13 protein-coding genes and 1 pseudogene are annotated in these 17291 nt (G+C 31.1%); 2 read left to right on the top strand and 12 right to left on the bottom strand.

Features of this window, described 5'->3' with window-relative positions:
- Nucleotides 1–432 precede the first annotated feature (432 nt).
- Nucleotides 433–1794 (bottom strand): 23S rRNA (uracil(1939)-C(5))-methyltransferase RlmD, encoded by a 1362-nt coding sequence (rlmD, locus tag CLFE_RS13755; RefSeq protein ID WP_077892968.1) that lies wholly within the window; start codon nucleotides 1792–1794, stop codon nucleotides 433–435.
- 190 nt (nucleotides 1795–1984) lie between these two features.
- On the opposite strand from rlmD, the gene CLFE_RS13760 reads away from it, so the two are divergent.
- On the top strand, nucleotides 1985–3904 hold the full coding sequence (locus tag CLFE_RS13760) for an LTA synthase family protein (RefSeq protein ID WP_077892967.1): 1920 nt from the start codon (nucleotides 1985–1987) through the stop codon (nucleotides 3902–3904).
- A gap of 84 nt (nucleotides 3905–3988) precedes the next feature.
- Here the strand turns inward: CLFE_RS13760 and CLFE_RS13765 are convergent, their stop codons facing one another.
- Both CLFE_RS13765 and uppS read right to left on the bottom strand, forming a co-directional pair.
- Nucleotides 3989–4723: an HAD hydrolase family protein gene (locus CLFE_RS13765; RefSeq protein WP_077892966.1), complete on the bottom strand. Its 735-nt coding sequence runs from the start codon at nucleotides 4721–4723 to the stop codon at nucleotides 3989–3991.
- A 273-nt stretch (nucleotides 4724–4996) separates the two neighbouring features.
- Nucleotides 4997–5638 carry a polyprenyl diphosphate synthase gene (gene uppS, locus CLFE_RS13770; RefSeq protein ID WP_077832050.1) on the bottom strand — a complete coding sequence of 214 codons (642 nt, stop codon included), beginning with the start codon at nucleotides 5636–5638 and terminating at the stop codon, nucleotides 4997–4999.
- A 155-nt stretch (nucleotides 5639–5793) separates the two neighbouring features.
- On the opposite strand from uppS, the gene galE reads away from it, so the two are divergent.
- Nucleotides 5794–6777: a UDP-glucose 4-epimerase GalE gene (galE, locus tag CLFE_RS13775; RefSeq protein WP_077832049.1), complete on the top strand. Its 984-nt coding sequence runs from the start codon at nucleotides 5794–5796 to the stop codon at nucleotides 6775–6777.
- 58 nt (nucleotides 6778–6835) lie between these two features.
- Here galE and CLFE_RS13780 read toward each other — a convergent pair whose 3' ends face one another.
- The 9 genes and pseudogenes from CLFE_RS13780 to CLFE_RS13820 all read right to left on the bottom strand — a co-directional run bounded on the left by CLFE_RS13780 (nucleotide 6836) and on the right by CLFE_RS13820 (nucleotide 17154).
- Nucleotides 6836–7102 (bottom strand): hypothetical protein, encoded by a 267-nt coding sequence (locus tag CLFE_RS13780; protein WP_077892965.1) that lies wholly within the window; start codon nucleotides 7100–7102, stop codon nucleotides 6836–6838.
- A gap of 297 nt (nucleotides 7103–7399) precedes the next feature.
- Nucleotides 7400–8785 (bottom strand): putrescine aminotransferase, encoded by a 1386-nt coding sequence (locus CLFE_RS13785; protein ID WP_077832047.1) that lies wholly within the window; start codon nucleotides 8783–8785, stop codon nucleotides 7400–7402.
- A gap of 40 nt (nucleotides 8786–8825) precedes the next feature.
- Nucleotides 8826–9584 (bottom strand): annotated as a pseudogene (locus CLFE_RS13790) (ABC transporter permease); the annotation flags it as partial.
- A gap of 1 nt (nucleotide 9585) precedes the next feature.
- Nucleotides 9586–10485 (bottom strand): ABC transporter permease, encoded by a 900-nt coding sequence (locus tag CLFE_RS13795; protein ID WP_077832045.1) that lies wholly within the window; start codon nucleotides 10483–10485, stop codon nucleotides 9586–9588.
- The gene (locus CLFE_RS13800) at nucleotides 10478–11566 is read right to left on the bottom strand and encodes an ABC transporter ATP-binding protein (protein ID WP_349497245.1); all 1089 of its coding nucleotides are present in this window, start codon (nucleotides 11564–11566) and stop codon (nucleotides 10478–10480) included. The genes CLFE_RS13795 and CLFE_RS13800 overlap by 8 nt, the downstream gene beginning before the upstream one ends.
- A gap of 9 nt (nucleotides 11567–11575) precedes the next feature.
- The gene (locus tag CLFE_RS13805; protein WP_077892963.1) at nucleotides 11576–12640 is read right to left on the bottom strand and encodes an ABC transporter substrate-binding protein; all 1065 of its coding nucleotides are present in this window, start codon (nucleotides 12638–12640) and stop codon (nucleotides 11576–11578) included.
- Between the two features lie 13 nt (nucleotides 12641–12653).
- The gene (locus tag CLFE_RS13810; protein ID WP_077892962.1) at nucleotides 12654–14129 is read right to left on the bottom strand and encodes an aldehyde dehydrogenase family protein; all 1476 of its coding nucleotides are present in this window, start codon (nucleotides 14127–14129) and stop codon (nucleotides 12654–12656) included.
- A 244-nt stretch (nucleotides 14130–14373) separates the two neighbouring features.
- Nucleotides 14374–15711, bottom strand: a complete 1338-nt coding sequence (gabT, locus tag CLFE_RS13815) for a 4-aminobutyrate--2-oxoglutarate transaminase (protein ID WP_077892961.1) — start codon at nucleotides 15709–15711, stop codon at nucleotides 14374–14376.
- Between the two features lie 246 nt (nucleotides 15712–15957).
- The gene (locus CLFE_RS13820; RefSeq protein WP_077892960.1) at nucleotides 15958–17154 is read right to left on the bottom strand and encodes a PucR family transcriptional regulator; all 1197 of its coding nucleotides are present in this window, start codon (nucleotides 17152–17154) and stop codon (nucleotides 15958–15960) included.
- Nucleotides 17155–17291: the final 137 nt, after the last annotated feature.

The following is a 17291-nucleotide window of genomic DNA, read 5'->3' on the forward strand; positions in this document are numbered from 1 at the left end:
AAAAATAAAAAAATCTACAATCAATTAGTTTGCAGATTTCAACCATTTTAAGTTAATAAATTACTATTTTATTGAATTTTTATACATAATTCATAAACCACATTAAGAAAACAAATGTGCTTTAATAATATTAAATTAAAATAAGTACAAATTATAAAATAAGTGTATTTTTGATATTATTTTAAAATGAAACACTTATTAAGTCTAATAAAATCCATAAAAATCACTCACTTTTTTACATAAAAAAGCAAGTGATTTTCAATGATATTTTTCACAATATCTCTTTTTCCTAACACTATTCTTTTGTGTTCCCACACTCCATATCAATAACCACAGAAACGTTAATATATTTTTTTAACTGTTTATTACGGATTTTATCCCCTTCACTCGTAAAAACAAAATGGTTGAAGAAGTGCCTAAAATTAAGGATTTCTATATAATTTTTCGTTGTAGCAACACAACCGTCTCCACATGCCCCGTCCCCGGAAACATATCTACAACCTTAACCTTCTTAACTTCATATCCATAAGCTCTTAAAACCCCAAGATCATTTACAAGGGTCTTTGGATTGCAAGAAACGTAAACTATCTCCGGTGCATTAAACTTAATAACATATTTCATAGCATTAGGATGAACTCCTGGTCTTGGTGGATCAAGGATTATTGTATCTGGTTTTTCCTTTACTTCTCCTATAACTTTAGCTACATCGCCTGCTATAAAAGTACAGTTTGAAATATTGTTAAGCTTTGTGTTTTCCTTTGCAGCTTCAACTGCCTCTTCGATAAGCTCTATTCCTATTACCTTATCTGCCTTTTTTGATGCCAACTGTCCTATGGTTCCTGTACCACAGTACAAATCAAAAACAGTTTTGTTCGAAACATCACCTAGAAAATCTAGAACCTCGCTGTATAGCTTTTCCGCTCCTTTAGAATTAGTTTGGAAGAAGGAGAATAGAGATATCTTAAACTTTAAGTCTAGTATTTTTTCTGTTATGTAGTCTTCACCAAATAGGGTTATGATTTTATCCCCTTGAACCATGTCTGCAAGTCCATCGTTTATAACATGAAGTATTCCCTTTAACTGTCCAAGGTAACTTATACTTTTAAGATTTTCTGTAAGCTCAGTTAAATCAAAATCCACTTGAGAAGTAGTTACAAGGGCTATTAATATTTCTCCTGTGTTTTTAGCTTTTCTTACTACTAGATTTCTTAAATAACCTGTGTGCTGTATGACCTTATATATAGGAAGGCTTTTTTCTCTAAAATACTGAACAACTGTTTTTAGTATTGTTCTAAAGTCTTCATCCACTATAGTACAATTATCTGTGTTTACTATAGAAAAACCGCTGTTCTTAGCATGCATTCCTAAAGTAAGCTCCCCTCCTTTTACAAAATCCCCGAAGGTATATTCCATTTTATTTCTGTATTCTTCCTTTTCAGGACTTCCCACTATTCCTAAGTACTCAAAGCCATCTATTTTTGCATCTTCAAAAAGCTTAAGTACTTCTCTTTCCTTTAATTCAAGCTGTTTTTCGTAGGATAAAAACTGATGAACACAGCCTCCACACACTCCAAAATCAGGACACTTAGGCTGAACCGCTCCAGAAATATTTTCTACTATTTCCTTAAGCTTTGCTTCTATTTTCTCACGTCTTATTTTGCTTACTCTAGCTAAAACCTTTTGTCCTGGTACAGCTCCTTTTATGTAAACTTTTTTATCGTTATGTTTTGCTATTCCAACTGCTGGAAACTCTATATCTTCAATTAAAAATTCTCGAACTTCATTCTTTCTCATGTTTTCTTCTCCTCATGTACTTTCAAATTAAAACTTTCCCATAATATTATGCACTAATATTCAAAGCATGTAAACCTAAAAATTTATATATTTAAAGAGTAATAGGAAGATATATAGCTAAAATACTTTACAAGGTTTTTTTATTGGAATATTATAGAATAAGTGAAACTTTTTAAAGACTGGAGGATTTATGAAAAATTTACTTAAAAATCTCAAAAATTTACTCATTACTAATACATATTTACTAAGAAAACTTAAAAACTTACTCCTTGATAATTTAGATATATTGCTTTTTTTAATCATTATTCCTATAAAATTGATTAAATTTGACAGACTAATTTATCCAGAATACACACATTATAAGTTAATTATTAAACCTATAATGTCCTCTACTGTATGCCTTTTAAGTATAGCTGTAATTTTCAAAAGCAAAATCAGAACTAGACTTTTGTATATTTTTGATATTCTAATAAGTATTCTAATTATTGCAGATACAGTTTACTTTAGCTATTTTAAAGACATAATTTCAATAGGTGTTTTAAAAAATGGAGTTATGCTTGGAGGTGTTAAATCTAGCGTCACTAGTTTAATAACCCTTTCTGACTTTTTATATTTTGTGGATGTTTTAGTATTAATTCCTATTTTGTTTATTTATAAAAAGCATAAAAGAAATGAATTAAAGCTTGCCTTTAGAGCTTCATTATTTCTTATTTTGTTAATTCCAGCTGGATATATTAATGGAAAAGCAATATACAATATGTCTGTTTCTCAGCCAAATCTATTACAAACTATGTACAATAAGGTCTACATAGATAAATTTTTAGGCACTCTAGATTTTCATGTGCTTGATCTATATAATGTAACACAAAACAAAATTTCCAATAGCAAGAAGCTTTCAAGCAAAACTGAAAATAATATAAAAAATGCTCTAAATAAAAACAGCTCGAATGCACCGTCTGTTATGACAGGCCGCTACAAAGGAAAAAACCTTATAATAATTCAAGTAGAGGCACTACAACAGTTTGTAATAAATTCAAAGGTAGAAAATCAGGAGATTACTCCAAATTTAAATAGATGGATTAATAAATCTTTATATTTTAATAATTATTTTTATCAAGTGTCTTCTGGGAACACCTCTGATGCAGAGTTTTTAAGTAACAATTCCTTTTATCCTGCGTCTTCAGGTGCTGCTTACTATTTATATGCAGGGAATACTTACAGTTCTCTTGCAAAGGAAATGAATGATAATAATTATTATACTGCTGTACTTCATGGCTATAAGGAAGGGTTTTGGAATAGAAATGTTATGTATAAGGCTCAAAAATTCAAGGATTTCTTTGGAGAAAAAAGCTTTAATTTAAACGAAACTGTAGGTTTGGGTCTCAGTGATAAATCCTTCTTAAGACAAAGCCTTACTAAGCTTAAAAGTTTTTCAGAGCCTTATTATTCATTTGTAATAACTTTAAGCAGTCACTATCCTTATGACGATACCACGGGCTATGGGGATTTTAATGTAGGCTCCTATGACGGTACTTTACTTGGAGACTACCTTAAAGGCATACACTATACAGATGCTCAGCTTGGAGAATTTTTAGATAATCTTGAAAAAAGCGGTATTATGGATAATTCAGTGGTAGTTTTATATGGAGATCATTATGCTATACCAAAAGATAAAATTAATGATCTTTACGATTTTCAGAATATAAAAAACCCAACTGATTTAGATTGGTATCAGCTGCAAAAGGTACCTATGTTTATTCATTTTCCAAAGGATGAGAATAAAGGTGTAAACAATGAGTACTCTGGCCAAATCGATTTATATCCTACTATAGCAAATATGTTTGGTTTACCCCAAAATTATATGCTTGGTACAGACTTATTCTCTACAAAAAATAGAATGGTTATCTTTAGAAACGGATCTTTTACTGATGGAAATGTATTCTATGTATCCTGGACAAATACCTATTATGATATAAAAACAGGAACTACTATTGCTGAATCCCCTAAATTAAAGAAAGAAAAGGATGACGCATTAGTTCAACTTCAGTATTCTGACAACACTTTGAACCATAATCTACTAAAAAAATTCACAAGCAAAAAAAAGAAATAAAAAAATACCTCCAAAGTAGATTTGGTTATTTACCATGTCTACTTTAGAGGTATCATATCATAATGAGTTCTTATTTTTTTATGATTAAACTATATTAAGCATATCACTATCGATTTCAAAATTATTTTGAAAATCCTTAACGAAATCAGAAATTGACATTATATATCCAACTTCGTCAAAAATAGATGCATCTCTATAATGATCTCCCAACACAGCAAATTTTTTGATATTCCAGTTTTTTCGTTTTGCAAGGTACTTTAAAGTATTTCCCTTATCGACCATATAGTTTATGCATGACACATGATTTAAATACATATGTGGAGAACATTCTAAATTGTTTTTTCCTATAAAGTTCAAAAACTCAATTCTCTTATCATCATTTCTTATATATATTTCAATTTTTACAACATTTGAAAACTTACTTCTAATACCTATGTAAGTTGTTTCCTTTAAATCTTTAGCCCATGCACCATAATTCATAACAGCTCTGTCAGTACTTATTATAGCATCTAAATTTTGATTACTTGCCCAATTACCAAGCTGACAAACCGTATTTATTGACAACGGAATCATTTCTTCATATGCCTTTTCAAATGGCGAATATATTTGTGCTCCACCGGCTATTATAGCTGGTTCTTTTACTCTCAAATGTTTCATAATACTGTCTATATATTCTTTATTATTATCACTATACAACACAATAGGTATATTTTTTTCTATTAGTAAGTTAAGTGTCTTTAGCTTTCTATCGAAGCTGATTTTTAGTTCTTGTACTGCATTTAATAAATAATCTACATCTATTACTAACCCTTCATACATAAATCTATTCCCCCACGCTTTGTTTAATAAAAAATTATATATTGGCTAAATATTTTGTAAAATATGAAATATCCTCATCACAACTAATAATACTATTTTTTTTGTCAAATGTAAACAATAATTTTTACTTAATCTTAAAATTATTGTTAGATTTAATCGAATTTTTTGTAATTTTCAATAATTTAAGTTTTATTTTATCTTAAAATAGAAATAGAAATTATTATCTACATATTATTTTTCACTAAATAAACTATATTTTAAAGTAATATTTCTCTAGCCACCTAGAGTTACATCCTGCTTATTGTACCAATCTAACGCATTCAAAAAATGTTCCTTCTTAAAATCTGGCCAATAATCATCTATAACATAAAAATCTGAGTATATTGATTGAACAGGCAGAAATCCACTAAGTCTTCTCCTACCTCCCCATCTAATTATTAAATCTATTCTAGATATATATGAAGAATTAATATCATCTGTTATTTTTTTACTGCTTCTTTTTCCTTCTTTTATTTTATTTAAATCCCATTCCCATCCATAGTTAACTAAAAAATTAACCTTAATACCTCCACGTCCAAAGGATTTTCTTTTTGTGTAAGGAAGAAGTTCTTTAGGAAACATATCTGATTCAGTATTTCCTACCACAAGAAGTGATACATCTTCTTCTAAAATGCTCTCAACTGCTTTAATGCAAGCATCTGTAAAGGCTAATCTTTGATTTTTAGGTCTCTTTGTATTATCAACTGTAAAACCGTAGTAAGTAACCTCCTTTATTTTAGCTTCCTTGCATAGTCTTAAAAGCTGAAGTCCTGGAGAAATACCAGTATCGTATCCCTTTTCCTTTGACATTCCATTTTCTACTGCCCACCTTCTATTACCATCTGGAATTATACCTATATGATTTGGTAAACGCATAAAATAATCCCTCCAATACCTAATATGTTGTTAGTATAGCTATTATTGTAATAACTTATACATTTATATTTACAATATATTTACTGAAAGTATTTTTTTTCATAGTAAATATATGCTAAAATAAAATTATCCATTATACAAGGGAGGTATTTAGTATGAACGTACTAGTTTGTGGAGGAGCAGGTTACATAGGAAGTCATATGGTAGCTTATCTTACTGAAAATGGTCATAATGTAGTTATTGTAGATAATCTTTGTACCGGTCACAAAGAATCCATAAAAAATCATAAACTTTATGTAGGAGATTTAAGAGATGAAGCTTTTATAAATAAAGTTTTCGATGAAAATAAAATAGATGCTGTTATTGATTTTGCAGCAAATTCACTGGTTGGTGAAAGTGTAACAAACCCACTAAAATATTTTGATAATAATATTCAATCGGTAGTTAAGCTTATTAACGCTATGAAGGACCATGATGTAAAACATATAGTATTTTCATCTACAGCTGCAACCTATGGTGAACCTGAAAATATTCCTATTTTGGAGAGTGATAAAACTTTCCCTACTAATCCTTATGGTGAATCAAAGCTTGCAGTAGAAAAAATATTAAAATGGTGTGATAATGCTTATGGAATTAAATTCACTGCTTTAAGATACTTTAATGCTTGCGGAGCTCATATAAGCGGAGATATTGGTGAAGATCACAATCCTGAAAGTCACCTTATCCCATTAATTCTTCAAGCTGCTTCTGGAAAAAGAGAAAAAATAATGATCTATGGAGATGATTATGATACGGAGGATGGTTCTTGCGTAAGGGATTACGTTCACGTTTCAGATTTAGCCTCAGCTCATCTTTTGGCTTTGGAAAGACTTAGACGCGGCGAGAATAGTGCAATTTACAACTTAGGAAACGGAAAAGGTTTTTCAGTCAAACAAGTAATTGAAACAGCTAGAACTGTTACCGGCATAAATATAAAGGCTGAAGTGGGTGCAAGACGTGCAGGTGATCCTGGAACTTTAGTAGCCTCATCAGCTAGAGCTATTTCTGAATTGGGATGGACACCTAAGTTCAATTCTCTTGAAACTATAATAGAAACTGCATGGAAATGGCACAAAAATCATCCAAACGGTTATAAATAATCTTTTATTATAAATCCCCATAATGCTTATCCTTGCATTGTGGGGATTTGTAATCTATCTAAATACATTTGTTATAGTACTTTGCAGCGCTTATAAGAATACCTTCAAAATCCACTTCTCTATACTGAGGTAAACTATATAACTTTACTTCATCATTGCCATCTTCAACTTCTATTGCACTTATCAATTCTCCATTAGCTTCTACTCCTAATTTAAAGCACGATTTAAAATTAAAACCTTCTACAAAAGTTAATTTAGAAACACTGGTATTGATAAATTCTGTCCAATTCTTCATATCATTATCATTTAACTCTCTCACTACCATAAATACGCTCCTCTCATAACTGGAAGTATAACCTTTTAACCCTAACCATATAATCTTTACAACAAAAAATATCATATTATATATATTATCGTATTTTTTCTATGTAATTGAATCCATCATTTCAATTCTATACTTAAACATATAAATATTTACAATATAATTATATAGCATTTATACATATTTGTTAATATTTATATTATTTTAAAACACAAATTAATCAAAAATGTAATATAAATAATAAAAAATTAAGGATAATTTCTTATAAAAAAAAGAAATTATCCTTAATCTTACAAATATCTATACTAAATTACTTAAAACTTCATCAAGAGCTTTCACCACTCTATCACACTGTCCTTTTTCTATTGTGAGCGGTGGCTCTATTCTAATGGTTTTTGCATTTATAAGTGTTCCCGCTACTAATATTCCTTTATCGAAAAGCCCCTTTGATACTTTGTAGCCAATTTTATCATTCTCAAACTCCATTCCAATCATAAGTCCCATTCCTCTTACTTCTCTTACTATATCTTTATACTTGTTCCCTACTCGTCTAAGCTCTGAAATAAAATATTTTCCCATTTTCTCCGCTCTTTCAGGCATCTTATCTTCTAGTAAAACATTTATGGTTGCAATAGCTGCAGCACAGGATAATGGATTGCCGCCAAAGGTAGTTGTATGAATAAAAGGATTTGGGAAAAATTCCGAAAACACCTCTTCTGTTGCAATAACTGCTCCAATAGGCATTATTCCGCCTCCTAATGCCTTAGCTAAACACATTATGTCAGGTTCCACTCCATAGTGTTCTGTGCAAAACATTTTTCCTGTACGCCCCATACCCGTCTGCACCTCATCTGCAATAAGTAATATATCAAATTGATCACATATTTCCTTTACCTTTGCAAAATAGTCTTTAGGAGGAAGTATAACACCTCCTTCACCTTGTATGGGCTCCAGGATAATCGCGGCGATGTCTTCGCCAACCATGCTGGATGCTCTAACTGTCTTGTACATCATATCTATATCTCCATAAAATACATGCTTAAAACCTGAAACAAGTGGAGCAAAAGGCTTTCTGAATACTCCCTTTGAAGTTGCTGACAATGAACCTAAGCTTTTACCATGAAATGCTCCCACTGTTGATATAAAATGATTTTTTCCTTTCTTATTCTGATGAATTTTAGCGAGCTTTATGGCTCCTTCTACAGCTTCTGTACCACTATTTCCAAAAAATGAATATTGAAGTTTTCCTGGGGTAATTTCATAAAGAAGCTTTGCCAGTATTGCCCTTAAGGGATCAAGCAAATCTTGACTATGAAGAGCTTGATGTTTAAGCTGATCATTTACTGCTTTTAATACTTTAGGATTTCTGTGACCTACATTATAAATTCCAAAGCCTCCAAGACAATCTATATATTCTTTACCATTTACATCAATGAAGCTATTAAGTCCTGCATCCCTCCATTCTACCGCAGCATATTGTCCCCCCTTTGTTACAGACTTTCTATAATCAAGAAAGCCTGGATTTACAAAATCTCTAAAATTATTGACTGTTTCTTTTATTATGAATTTTCTGTCATTTTCATTTAAAGTATCTTTACTGATAAAATCTAAAACCTTATGGGTATAGTCTATTAGATCCTCTTGTTCTTCTAAATTATCTATTAATTCAGCATTATTACTAATCATAAAATCACTCCTAATCTTTTCTATATTTTAATTGCATTATTTCAGATATAATTGCGAAACTTAAAGTTATCACTATCATTACTGTTGATAATGCATTTATTTCTGGGGTAACACCTACCCTTACCATTGAATAAATTTTTAAAGGTAGTGTTTCATAGCTTGGACCCGAAACGAAAAAGCTTATTATCACATCATCAAGAGATAAAGTAAGTGCCATGAGTGCACCTGCTGCTACTGCTGGAGCTATAATTGGCAGTGTAACCTTAGAGAAGGTTTGAAATTCATTAGCATACAAGTCCATGGCCGCATCCTCAAGCGACTTATCAAAACCATTTAGTTTAGCTCTTATAACTACAACTACATAAGATATACTAAAGGTTACATGAGCTAATATAAGAGTTATAATTCCAAGGGATACCTTAGCCTCTGAAAAGAATACTAAAAGAGAAATCCCCATTACTATTTCTGGTATTATTATTGGTACATATAAAAGACCATCTAAAACTGTCTTTCCTTTAAATTTATATTTATACATTCCAACCGCTGCAAGAGTTCCTACAAAAGTAGATATTACTGTGCTAAAAAATGCAACAACAAGGCTATTATTTAAAGCTGTAAGTATGTCGGTGTCTTGAGATAATACTCCATACCATTTTAGAGTAAAGCCTTTCCATACTGCATTTACCTTTGAATCATTAAAGGAGTATGCAATTAAAATTATTATTGGTGCGTACAAAAATAAATATATAAGAAATGAATATCCTGACAGCACACCTTTTTTTATTTTATTTTTCTTCATTTTAAAGCACCTCCATCTTCTTATTTCCTTTTCTAAAGTAAAAAATAATAAAAATTATTGTTATTACTATAAGAAGTATTGAGATTGCAGAACCGAAAGGCCAATTTCTAGCTGTTAAAAATTGATTTTGTATAAGGTTGCTCACCATCATCACTTTGCTTCCACCAAGAAGATCTGGAATAAAAAACAGTCCTAAGGCAGGTATAAAAACTAAGAGGCAGCCTGCTGCTATTCCGGGCATGGTAAGTGGCAGCATTACATTTAAAAAGGTTTTTACAGGTGTTGCTCCAAGATCACTGGCGGCTTCTATATATGTTTTATCTACATTATCTATTGAAGTATAAAGTGGTAATACCATAAAAGGAAATAAGGTGTACACAAGCCCAACTAGTACAGCACCTGTTGTATAAATCATTTTAAGTGGTGTTTTTATAATATTAAAATTCATAAGATACGAGTTTATAATACCTGTAGTTCTTAATATTACAATCCAAGCATAAGTTCTAACTAAAGAGTTAGTCCAAAAAGGTATCATTATAAGGATAAATAAGATTATCTTATATTTTTTTGGTGAATTGGCTATAAAATATGCAAAGGGATATGCTAAAACAAGACATATTAAGGTGGCTAAAAATGCAATCCACAAGGAATAAAGTAATATTTTTATATACATTATATTGATAAGATTTTTGTAGTTTTCTAAAGTGAATTTATACTCAATTTGACCATAGCTTCCTCTTGTTAAAAAACCCATTATTACTACTATAGCAAGTGGAAGTGCTACTAGAAGAGACATCCAAATAATTACTGGAGATAAGGTAAATACATGTCCATAGCTTTTTTTCTTTTTTGTTTTATTCTTTGTTATAATAGTCTTATTTTCTGTAATTACCTTATCCATAGCTTACCACCACCCCGTCCTTTGACTGCCAATGAACAAATACTTCATCTCTACTATTTTCTATTTTAAATGTACTTGCAGCCGGCTCATTTACTACTATTTCACGTCCGCTACCTAAGACTACAATTGTTTTATTAATTGATCCAACAAATATCCTCTCCTTTATTTTTCCTTTAACAACATTATTTTCTCCTCTGTTTTCATAGCTTAACTTCATTCTCTCAGGTCTTACTGCTACATAAACAGCCTCTTCATTTTTCAGTTTTCCTAAATTTTTATCTGTAATTTTTATTATTTCATCATCTTCAATTAAAGCCTTCGCTTCCTTTCCATTGTTTTCTTTAATTTTTCCTTCAAACATATTGGTTTCTCCTATAAAATCAGCTACAAATTTTGTTTTAGGTCTTTCATAGATTTCATCCGGCGTACCTATTTGTTCAATTTTACCCTTATTCATAACTGCTATTCTATCAGACATAGTTAGCGCTTCTTCTTGATCATGAGTTACATATATAAAAGTTATTCCAAGCTTTCTTTGCAGGTGTTTAAGCTCAAACTGCATTTGCTTTCTAAGCTTTAAATCTAAAGCTCCAAGTGGCTCATCTAAAAGAAGTACCTTAGGACTATTTACAATGGCTCTGGCAATTGCTATTCTTTGTTTTTGTCCTCCGCTTAACTGCAAGGGATATCTTTTTTCAAAGCCCTTTAATTGTACTAAATTCAAAGCCTCCATTACCTTTTCTTTAAGCTTATCTTTAGGGAATTTTTTAATTTTAAGACCAAAAGCTATATTATTGAAAATATTCATATGTGGGAAAAGGGCGTAGTTTTGAAAAACTGTATTTACATCCCTTTCGTATGGATTTTTAGTGGAAACATCATCTCCATCTAAAATTATTTTTCCTCCTGTTGGTTCTTCAAAACCTGCAATCATTCTTAAAGTAGTTGTTTTTCCACAACCACTTGGACCTAAAAGAGTTAAAAATTCTCCCTTCTTAATATCCACACTTACATTATCTACAGCTTTTTGGTCAGAAAAGGCTTTTACTACATTTAAAACTCTTATCATATACTCCATTATTCTACCTCCTTACTGCTTAAATTCAGTCCATATTGAATCGTATAATTTTGTAGTATCTCCAAGATCTTTTACATGCTCACTTTTATCTACTACATCCTTATCTGGATAAATGGTTTTGTTGTCTGTATACTCTGATCCCAGCATTTTTCGTGCTGCATCATTTGGATTAGTATAAGGATAAGCCTTTGATATTTCTACACTCACCTTAGGATCTAATATAAAATTCATGAATAATTCTGCATTTTTCTTATTTTTAGCATCCTTAGGTATTACTAGATTATCTTCATTTGCATATAAACCTTCTTTAGGGAAAAAGGTTTTTAAATCCTTGTTATCCTTCTCGGCTAAATACGCTTCTGCTGTCCAACAAAAGCCTACAGATGCTTCTCCATTTATTAATGAAGTCTTAGGACTATCGCTGTCAAATAACTTTATATTAGGCTTTAATTTTTTTAGTTCTTCCTTTGCCTGATTGAGCTTATTTGTGTCTGTTTCATTAAGCGAGTATCCTAGCTTTTTTAATGCCATTCCAATTATGGCTCTTTCATCATCGAGCACCACCATAGATCCTTTAAATTTGCTGTCCCACAAGTCGCCGTAGCTGGTTATTCCTTCTGGAAATTTCTTTGTATTTACAACTACCACCACATTACCACACAAATATGGAATACTGTATTTGTTACCCGGATCAAAGAATTGATTTTTGTAATCCGCTCCTATATTCTTCAAATTACTTATATTACTTTTATCTACCTCTTCTAATAATTTTTGTTTTTTCATTATATCCACCATGTAATCACTTGCCACTGCTACATCATATTGCCCAGAGCTTGCTTGAACCTTTGCTAGCATTTCCTCGTTTGATGAGTAGGTTGTATAATTAACCTTTATGTGATACTTATTTTCAAATTCCTTTATAACTGATTTAGGAAGGTATTCCGTCCAGTTAAATACATTAAGTGTGCCACCGCTATCTTCTGCATTTTTAGACCCTGCACAGCCTGTAAAAACTACTGCTGCCATCATTGTAATTAATGCTGCACTAATTATTCTTTTTACTTTTTTATGGACCATTTACCATTCCCCCCTATACTTTAAACCACTCTATGGGCTTTACATCAAGATTTATATTTATTTGCTTAACCTCCGTATACTCTTCATAGCCAAATGTACCAAGTTCTCTTCCTATACCACTTTGCTTATATCCGCCCCAAGGTGCTTCGTTGTAGGTTGGATTATATGTGTTTATCCAGGTTATTCCTGCTCTTAATTTTTTTATAACCCTATGAGCCTTTGCAATATCATTTGTAAAAACTCCACCTGCTAAACCATAAGGAGTATCGTTGGCAATTTGTACAGCTTCTTTTTCATCCTTAAACTTTTGAACTACTAATACCGGTCCAAAAATTTCTTCTTTAACTATCTTCATGTAAGGTTTTGTATCTATAAATATAGTAGGCTCTACAAAATATCCATTCTTGAGTTCTCCTTCAAGTATTCTATTACCTCCACATACAAGCTTTGCTCCTTCTTTTTTTCCTTCTTCTATATAACTCAGAACTTTTTCCATGTGTGCCTTTGATACTAATGGTCCCATTTCTGTGTCTTTTTCTGTACCTTTTCCAACTTTAATTTTTTTCGTTCTCTTAACTAACCTGTCTATGAATTTATCATAAATACCTTCTTGTAAAATCAGTCTTGATCCTGCTGAACATATCTGACCTTGGTTACAAAATATAGCAAACATAGCATAATCCACTGCTGTTTCAAAGTCTGCATCATCAAAAACTATATTAGGAGATTTTCCTCCAAGCTCAAGAGAAATGTTTTTGATATTTGAACTTGCTGCCTTCATTATGCTTCTTCCTGTATCTGTACCTCCTGTAAAAGCAACTTTATCTACATCCATATTACTAGCTATCTCATTACCTACAGTTTCCCCTGCTCCCAAAACTAAATTTACTACGCCTTTAGGGAAATTAGCTTCTTCAAATATTTCAAAAAGCTTAACTGCGGACATTGGAGTTAATTCGGAAGGCTTAAAAACTATGGTATTTCCTGCTGCCAGTGCTGGTGCTATCTTCCATATTGCCATTAGAAGTGGATAATTCCAAGGCACTATCAGTCCACAAACTCCTATGGGTTCTCTAACTACCATCGCTTGAACATCATCTGGTACATCATAGGTAATTCCATGAGGTTTAGTTGCAATTCCTGCATAATATCTTATACACGCTGCTGCATCAATTACATCCACCTCTGTTTCTCTCAAACTCTTACCATTGTCCATTGTTTCTATAAGACTAAGTTCCTCCGATTTTGTCTCTATAATATCTGCTACCTTAAATAATAATCTTGCTCTCTCCACAGCTGGAGTATCCATCCAACCGCCCTCATAAAAAGCTTTTTTAGCCGCCATTACTGCTTTTTTAACATCTTCGTTATCCCCTTCTGCTGCTAAAGCAATAACTTTACCATCTGCTGGATTTAATATTTCCCTAGTTTTATTATTTCTTGATAGTTGCCACTGCCCATCAATATACATTTTTAAAACATCCCACATTTGTCACCCTCCTCAGAAAATTGTTGTTTTGTTAAAACTTTATTATTTTTTATTTGTATTTATTGATAATTTATTAAATATGTTATATATAATTTATCATATTGTTAATAAAAGTACTATGTACAAAAAGTACAAATATACTTACATTTTTTTATGTGTTTATAACAATTTATACAAAAATAGAGTTTCAAATGAATTATAATCACTTGAAACTCTATATACCCTTTTATATTATTATATATTTTTAAATATTTGCCTTTATAGCTTCTTCTAAAATATCCAAACCATAGTTTAACTGCTCTTCAGTCATTACAACTGGTGGAAGGAAACGAAGAACATTTCCTAGGAGTCCTGCATTTAAGAAAAGTACTCCATGTTTGAAGCAGTAATCTAATATTTTTGAAACAATTTCACGATTAGGCTCCTTCGAATCCTTGTCCTTAACAAATTCAAGTCCTATCATAGCACCAAGACCTCTTACATCTCCAATTACATTATACTTTTCTTTCATTTCATTAAGCCTAGTCATTATAGCTTTGCCAAGTTCTAATGCTTTTTCATTTAAATTTGATTCTTGAATTTTATCTATAACCTTAAGCGCTGCTACACAGGAAAGAGGATTTCCCCCATAAGTTCCACCAATGCCTCCAACACATGCTGCATCCATTATTTCTGCTTTTCCAACTACAGCAGATACAGGAAGTCCATTAGCTATAGATTTTGACATTGTTATAAGATCTGCATCGACATCGAAATATTCGTGTGCAAACAGCTTACCTGTTCTTGCAAAACCAGCTTGAACTTCATCTACAATAAATATTATATTATTTTCATTACATATTTCTTGTAGTGCCTTAAAATATTCTTTAGGAGGAACTACAAATCCGCCTTCACCTTGAACTGGTTCTGCTATTAAACATGCAATCATATCTGGAGAAACTACTGTTTTAAGCATTGTCCTAAGTTTTTCTGCACAAGCAATATTACACTCTGGATACTTACATCCAAGTGGACATCTATAGCAGTATGCGTAATCTGCCTTATAGGTTTCACATACAAAAGGACCAAATCCATTTTTATATGGTTTGTATTTGCTTGTTATAGACATTGTCATATTTGTTCTACCATGAAAGGATCCCTGCATAGAAATTATTCCTGATTTTTTAGTATACGCTCTTGCTATTTTTATGGCATTTTCTACAGCTTCAGCTCCACTGTTTGCAAACATGGCTTTTTTCGCAAAACTACCAGGAGTTACCTCTGTAAGTTTTTCTGCCAAATCCACATAAGGTTCATACATATTTACATGAAAACAAGCATGAATATATTTATCAAGCTGCTCTTTAACAGCCTCTACTACTCCAGCATCTCTATGTCCAATATTCTGAACACCAATTCCACCTGCAAAATCTACAAATACATTGCCATCAATATCTTTAACTAATGCGCCCTTGGCTTCATCAACAAATACTGGATACGAACATCCTACTCCCTTTGCAACATATTTTTCCCTTTTCTTAAAAAGTTCATTTGATTTAGGTCCTGGCACCGTAGTCACAATCTTAGCGTTTGTCTCTTCCATATTCAATTCCTCCAAATCATACACAAAATTTCTACTTAAAATATACTTAGCAAACTCAAAATCGTACTATTTTATCACTTTCTTCTATGTTTCTTAATAGATTATCAAAATATTCGTTTTGTTTTTGCATTTTTATCAATAACACTGTATATAATTTATCACATTTCAAACAAAGTTCATATATCTAAAATATACAAATTTGAAGGCTTCCCTTTGTCCATTTTTAGTATTTATAGACTATAGCCACTATAAACTTATACTTTCCATTTTTAGAAACTTCTTTATTTTAATAGCAGTATCGAAATTAAATAATACATTTATATCTCTAAGATTGCACTTTGATATTTCCTCTATTCTCTTTATCCTATATTTTAAAGTATTCCTATGAATAAAAAGTTCTTCAGCTGTCTTATTTATATTTCCACTTTCTCTTATATACATATCTAAAGTTCCCATAAGATCAGTACTATTTTTAAGATCATAATCCATTAACTCTCCAAGAGTATCCAAATAGAACTTCTTCATCTCTTCTTTGTCCTCCATCTTAAAGAACAATTTATATATTCCAAGCTCATCATAACTTTTAAAGGCATTGATTTCTCTATTAAGCTTTAGAACTTTAAGACACCTATGAGCCTCATTAACACTTGTCTTAAAGTCCTTAAGATCACTAAAACCTCCCCCAATTCCTATATTTACGTTTATGTTTTCAGTTTTTAAATTGATACTTTCTATAATATTCTTTGCTATATTATTCATAGTAATCTTTTTATTTTCAGGTATCATAAGAATAATGGAATTATACTGCATTATATATATACTCTTTTTCTTCCACTTATTCAAAACATCTATTACAATCTGTTCTACATAATGTTTTGTTGGTAAATTATCCTTAAACGTATTATTTGTATTATTAAGTCCAATAACGAAAGATGTATAGTTCTTTTTAGGATCATACCCATATACCATGGCTCTATTAAGTATATCTTCTGAAAAAGTAAAATCTCTAAAAATTATGTCTTTCATAAAGTTATCCATAGACTCTTGGTCTACCTTATTTGCAAAAATAGCTTTACATATACTTTGGCTTACATCTATGAATTTAACTTCAAAAGGAATCTGAAATACAGGAAAATTGAGTTGATTTCCAATCTCTACAACCTCCTTGGGTATTCCCTTTATATATGGTCCTACACTTATTACAATTCCTGAAAGATTTCTTGAATTTATATCTTTAATAAAATCCACAAGCGCATTTATATTATTTTTTATACCTATACCGCTTATAAGTATGAGTTCTCCCCCTTTAAGCCATTTCGAATATTCTGGATATTCAACGACTTGAACCCATCTTATAATTCTGTTTAAACCTTCCTCTCCTGCCACAACTTTTATCTTTTCAAGGTAAGGCAATTTTAAAATACTTTTACAAGTAGTAAGCATGTTATCCCCCCTTTTAGTTTATATATTAATTATTAATTCAATATAGTATTATTTTATCATAAAACAACTTGTTTTTTTACATATTTATTAATAATAATGCATTTTAATTAATAGCTGATAAAAAAATAACGAATCAA

The sequence above is a fragment of the Clostridium felsineum DSM 794 genome, from assembly GCF_002006355.2.
GTDB classification, from domain to species: Bacteria; Bacillota; Clostridia; order Clostridiales; family Clostridiaceae; genus Clostridium_S; species Clostridium_S felsineum.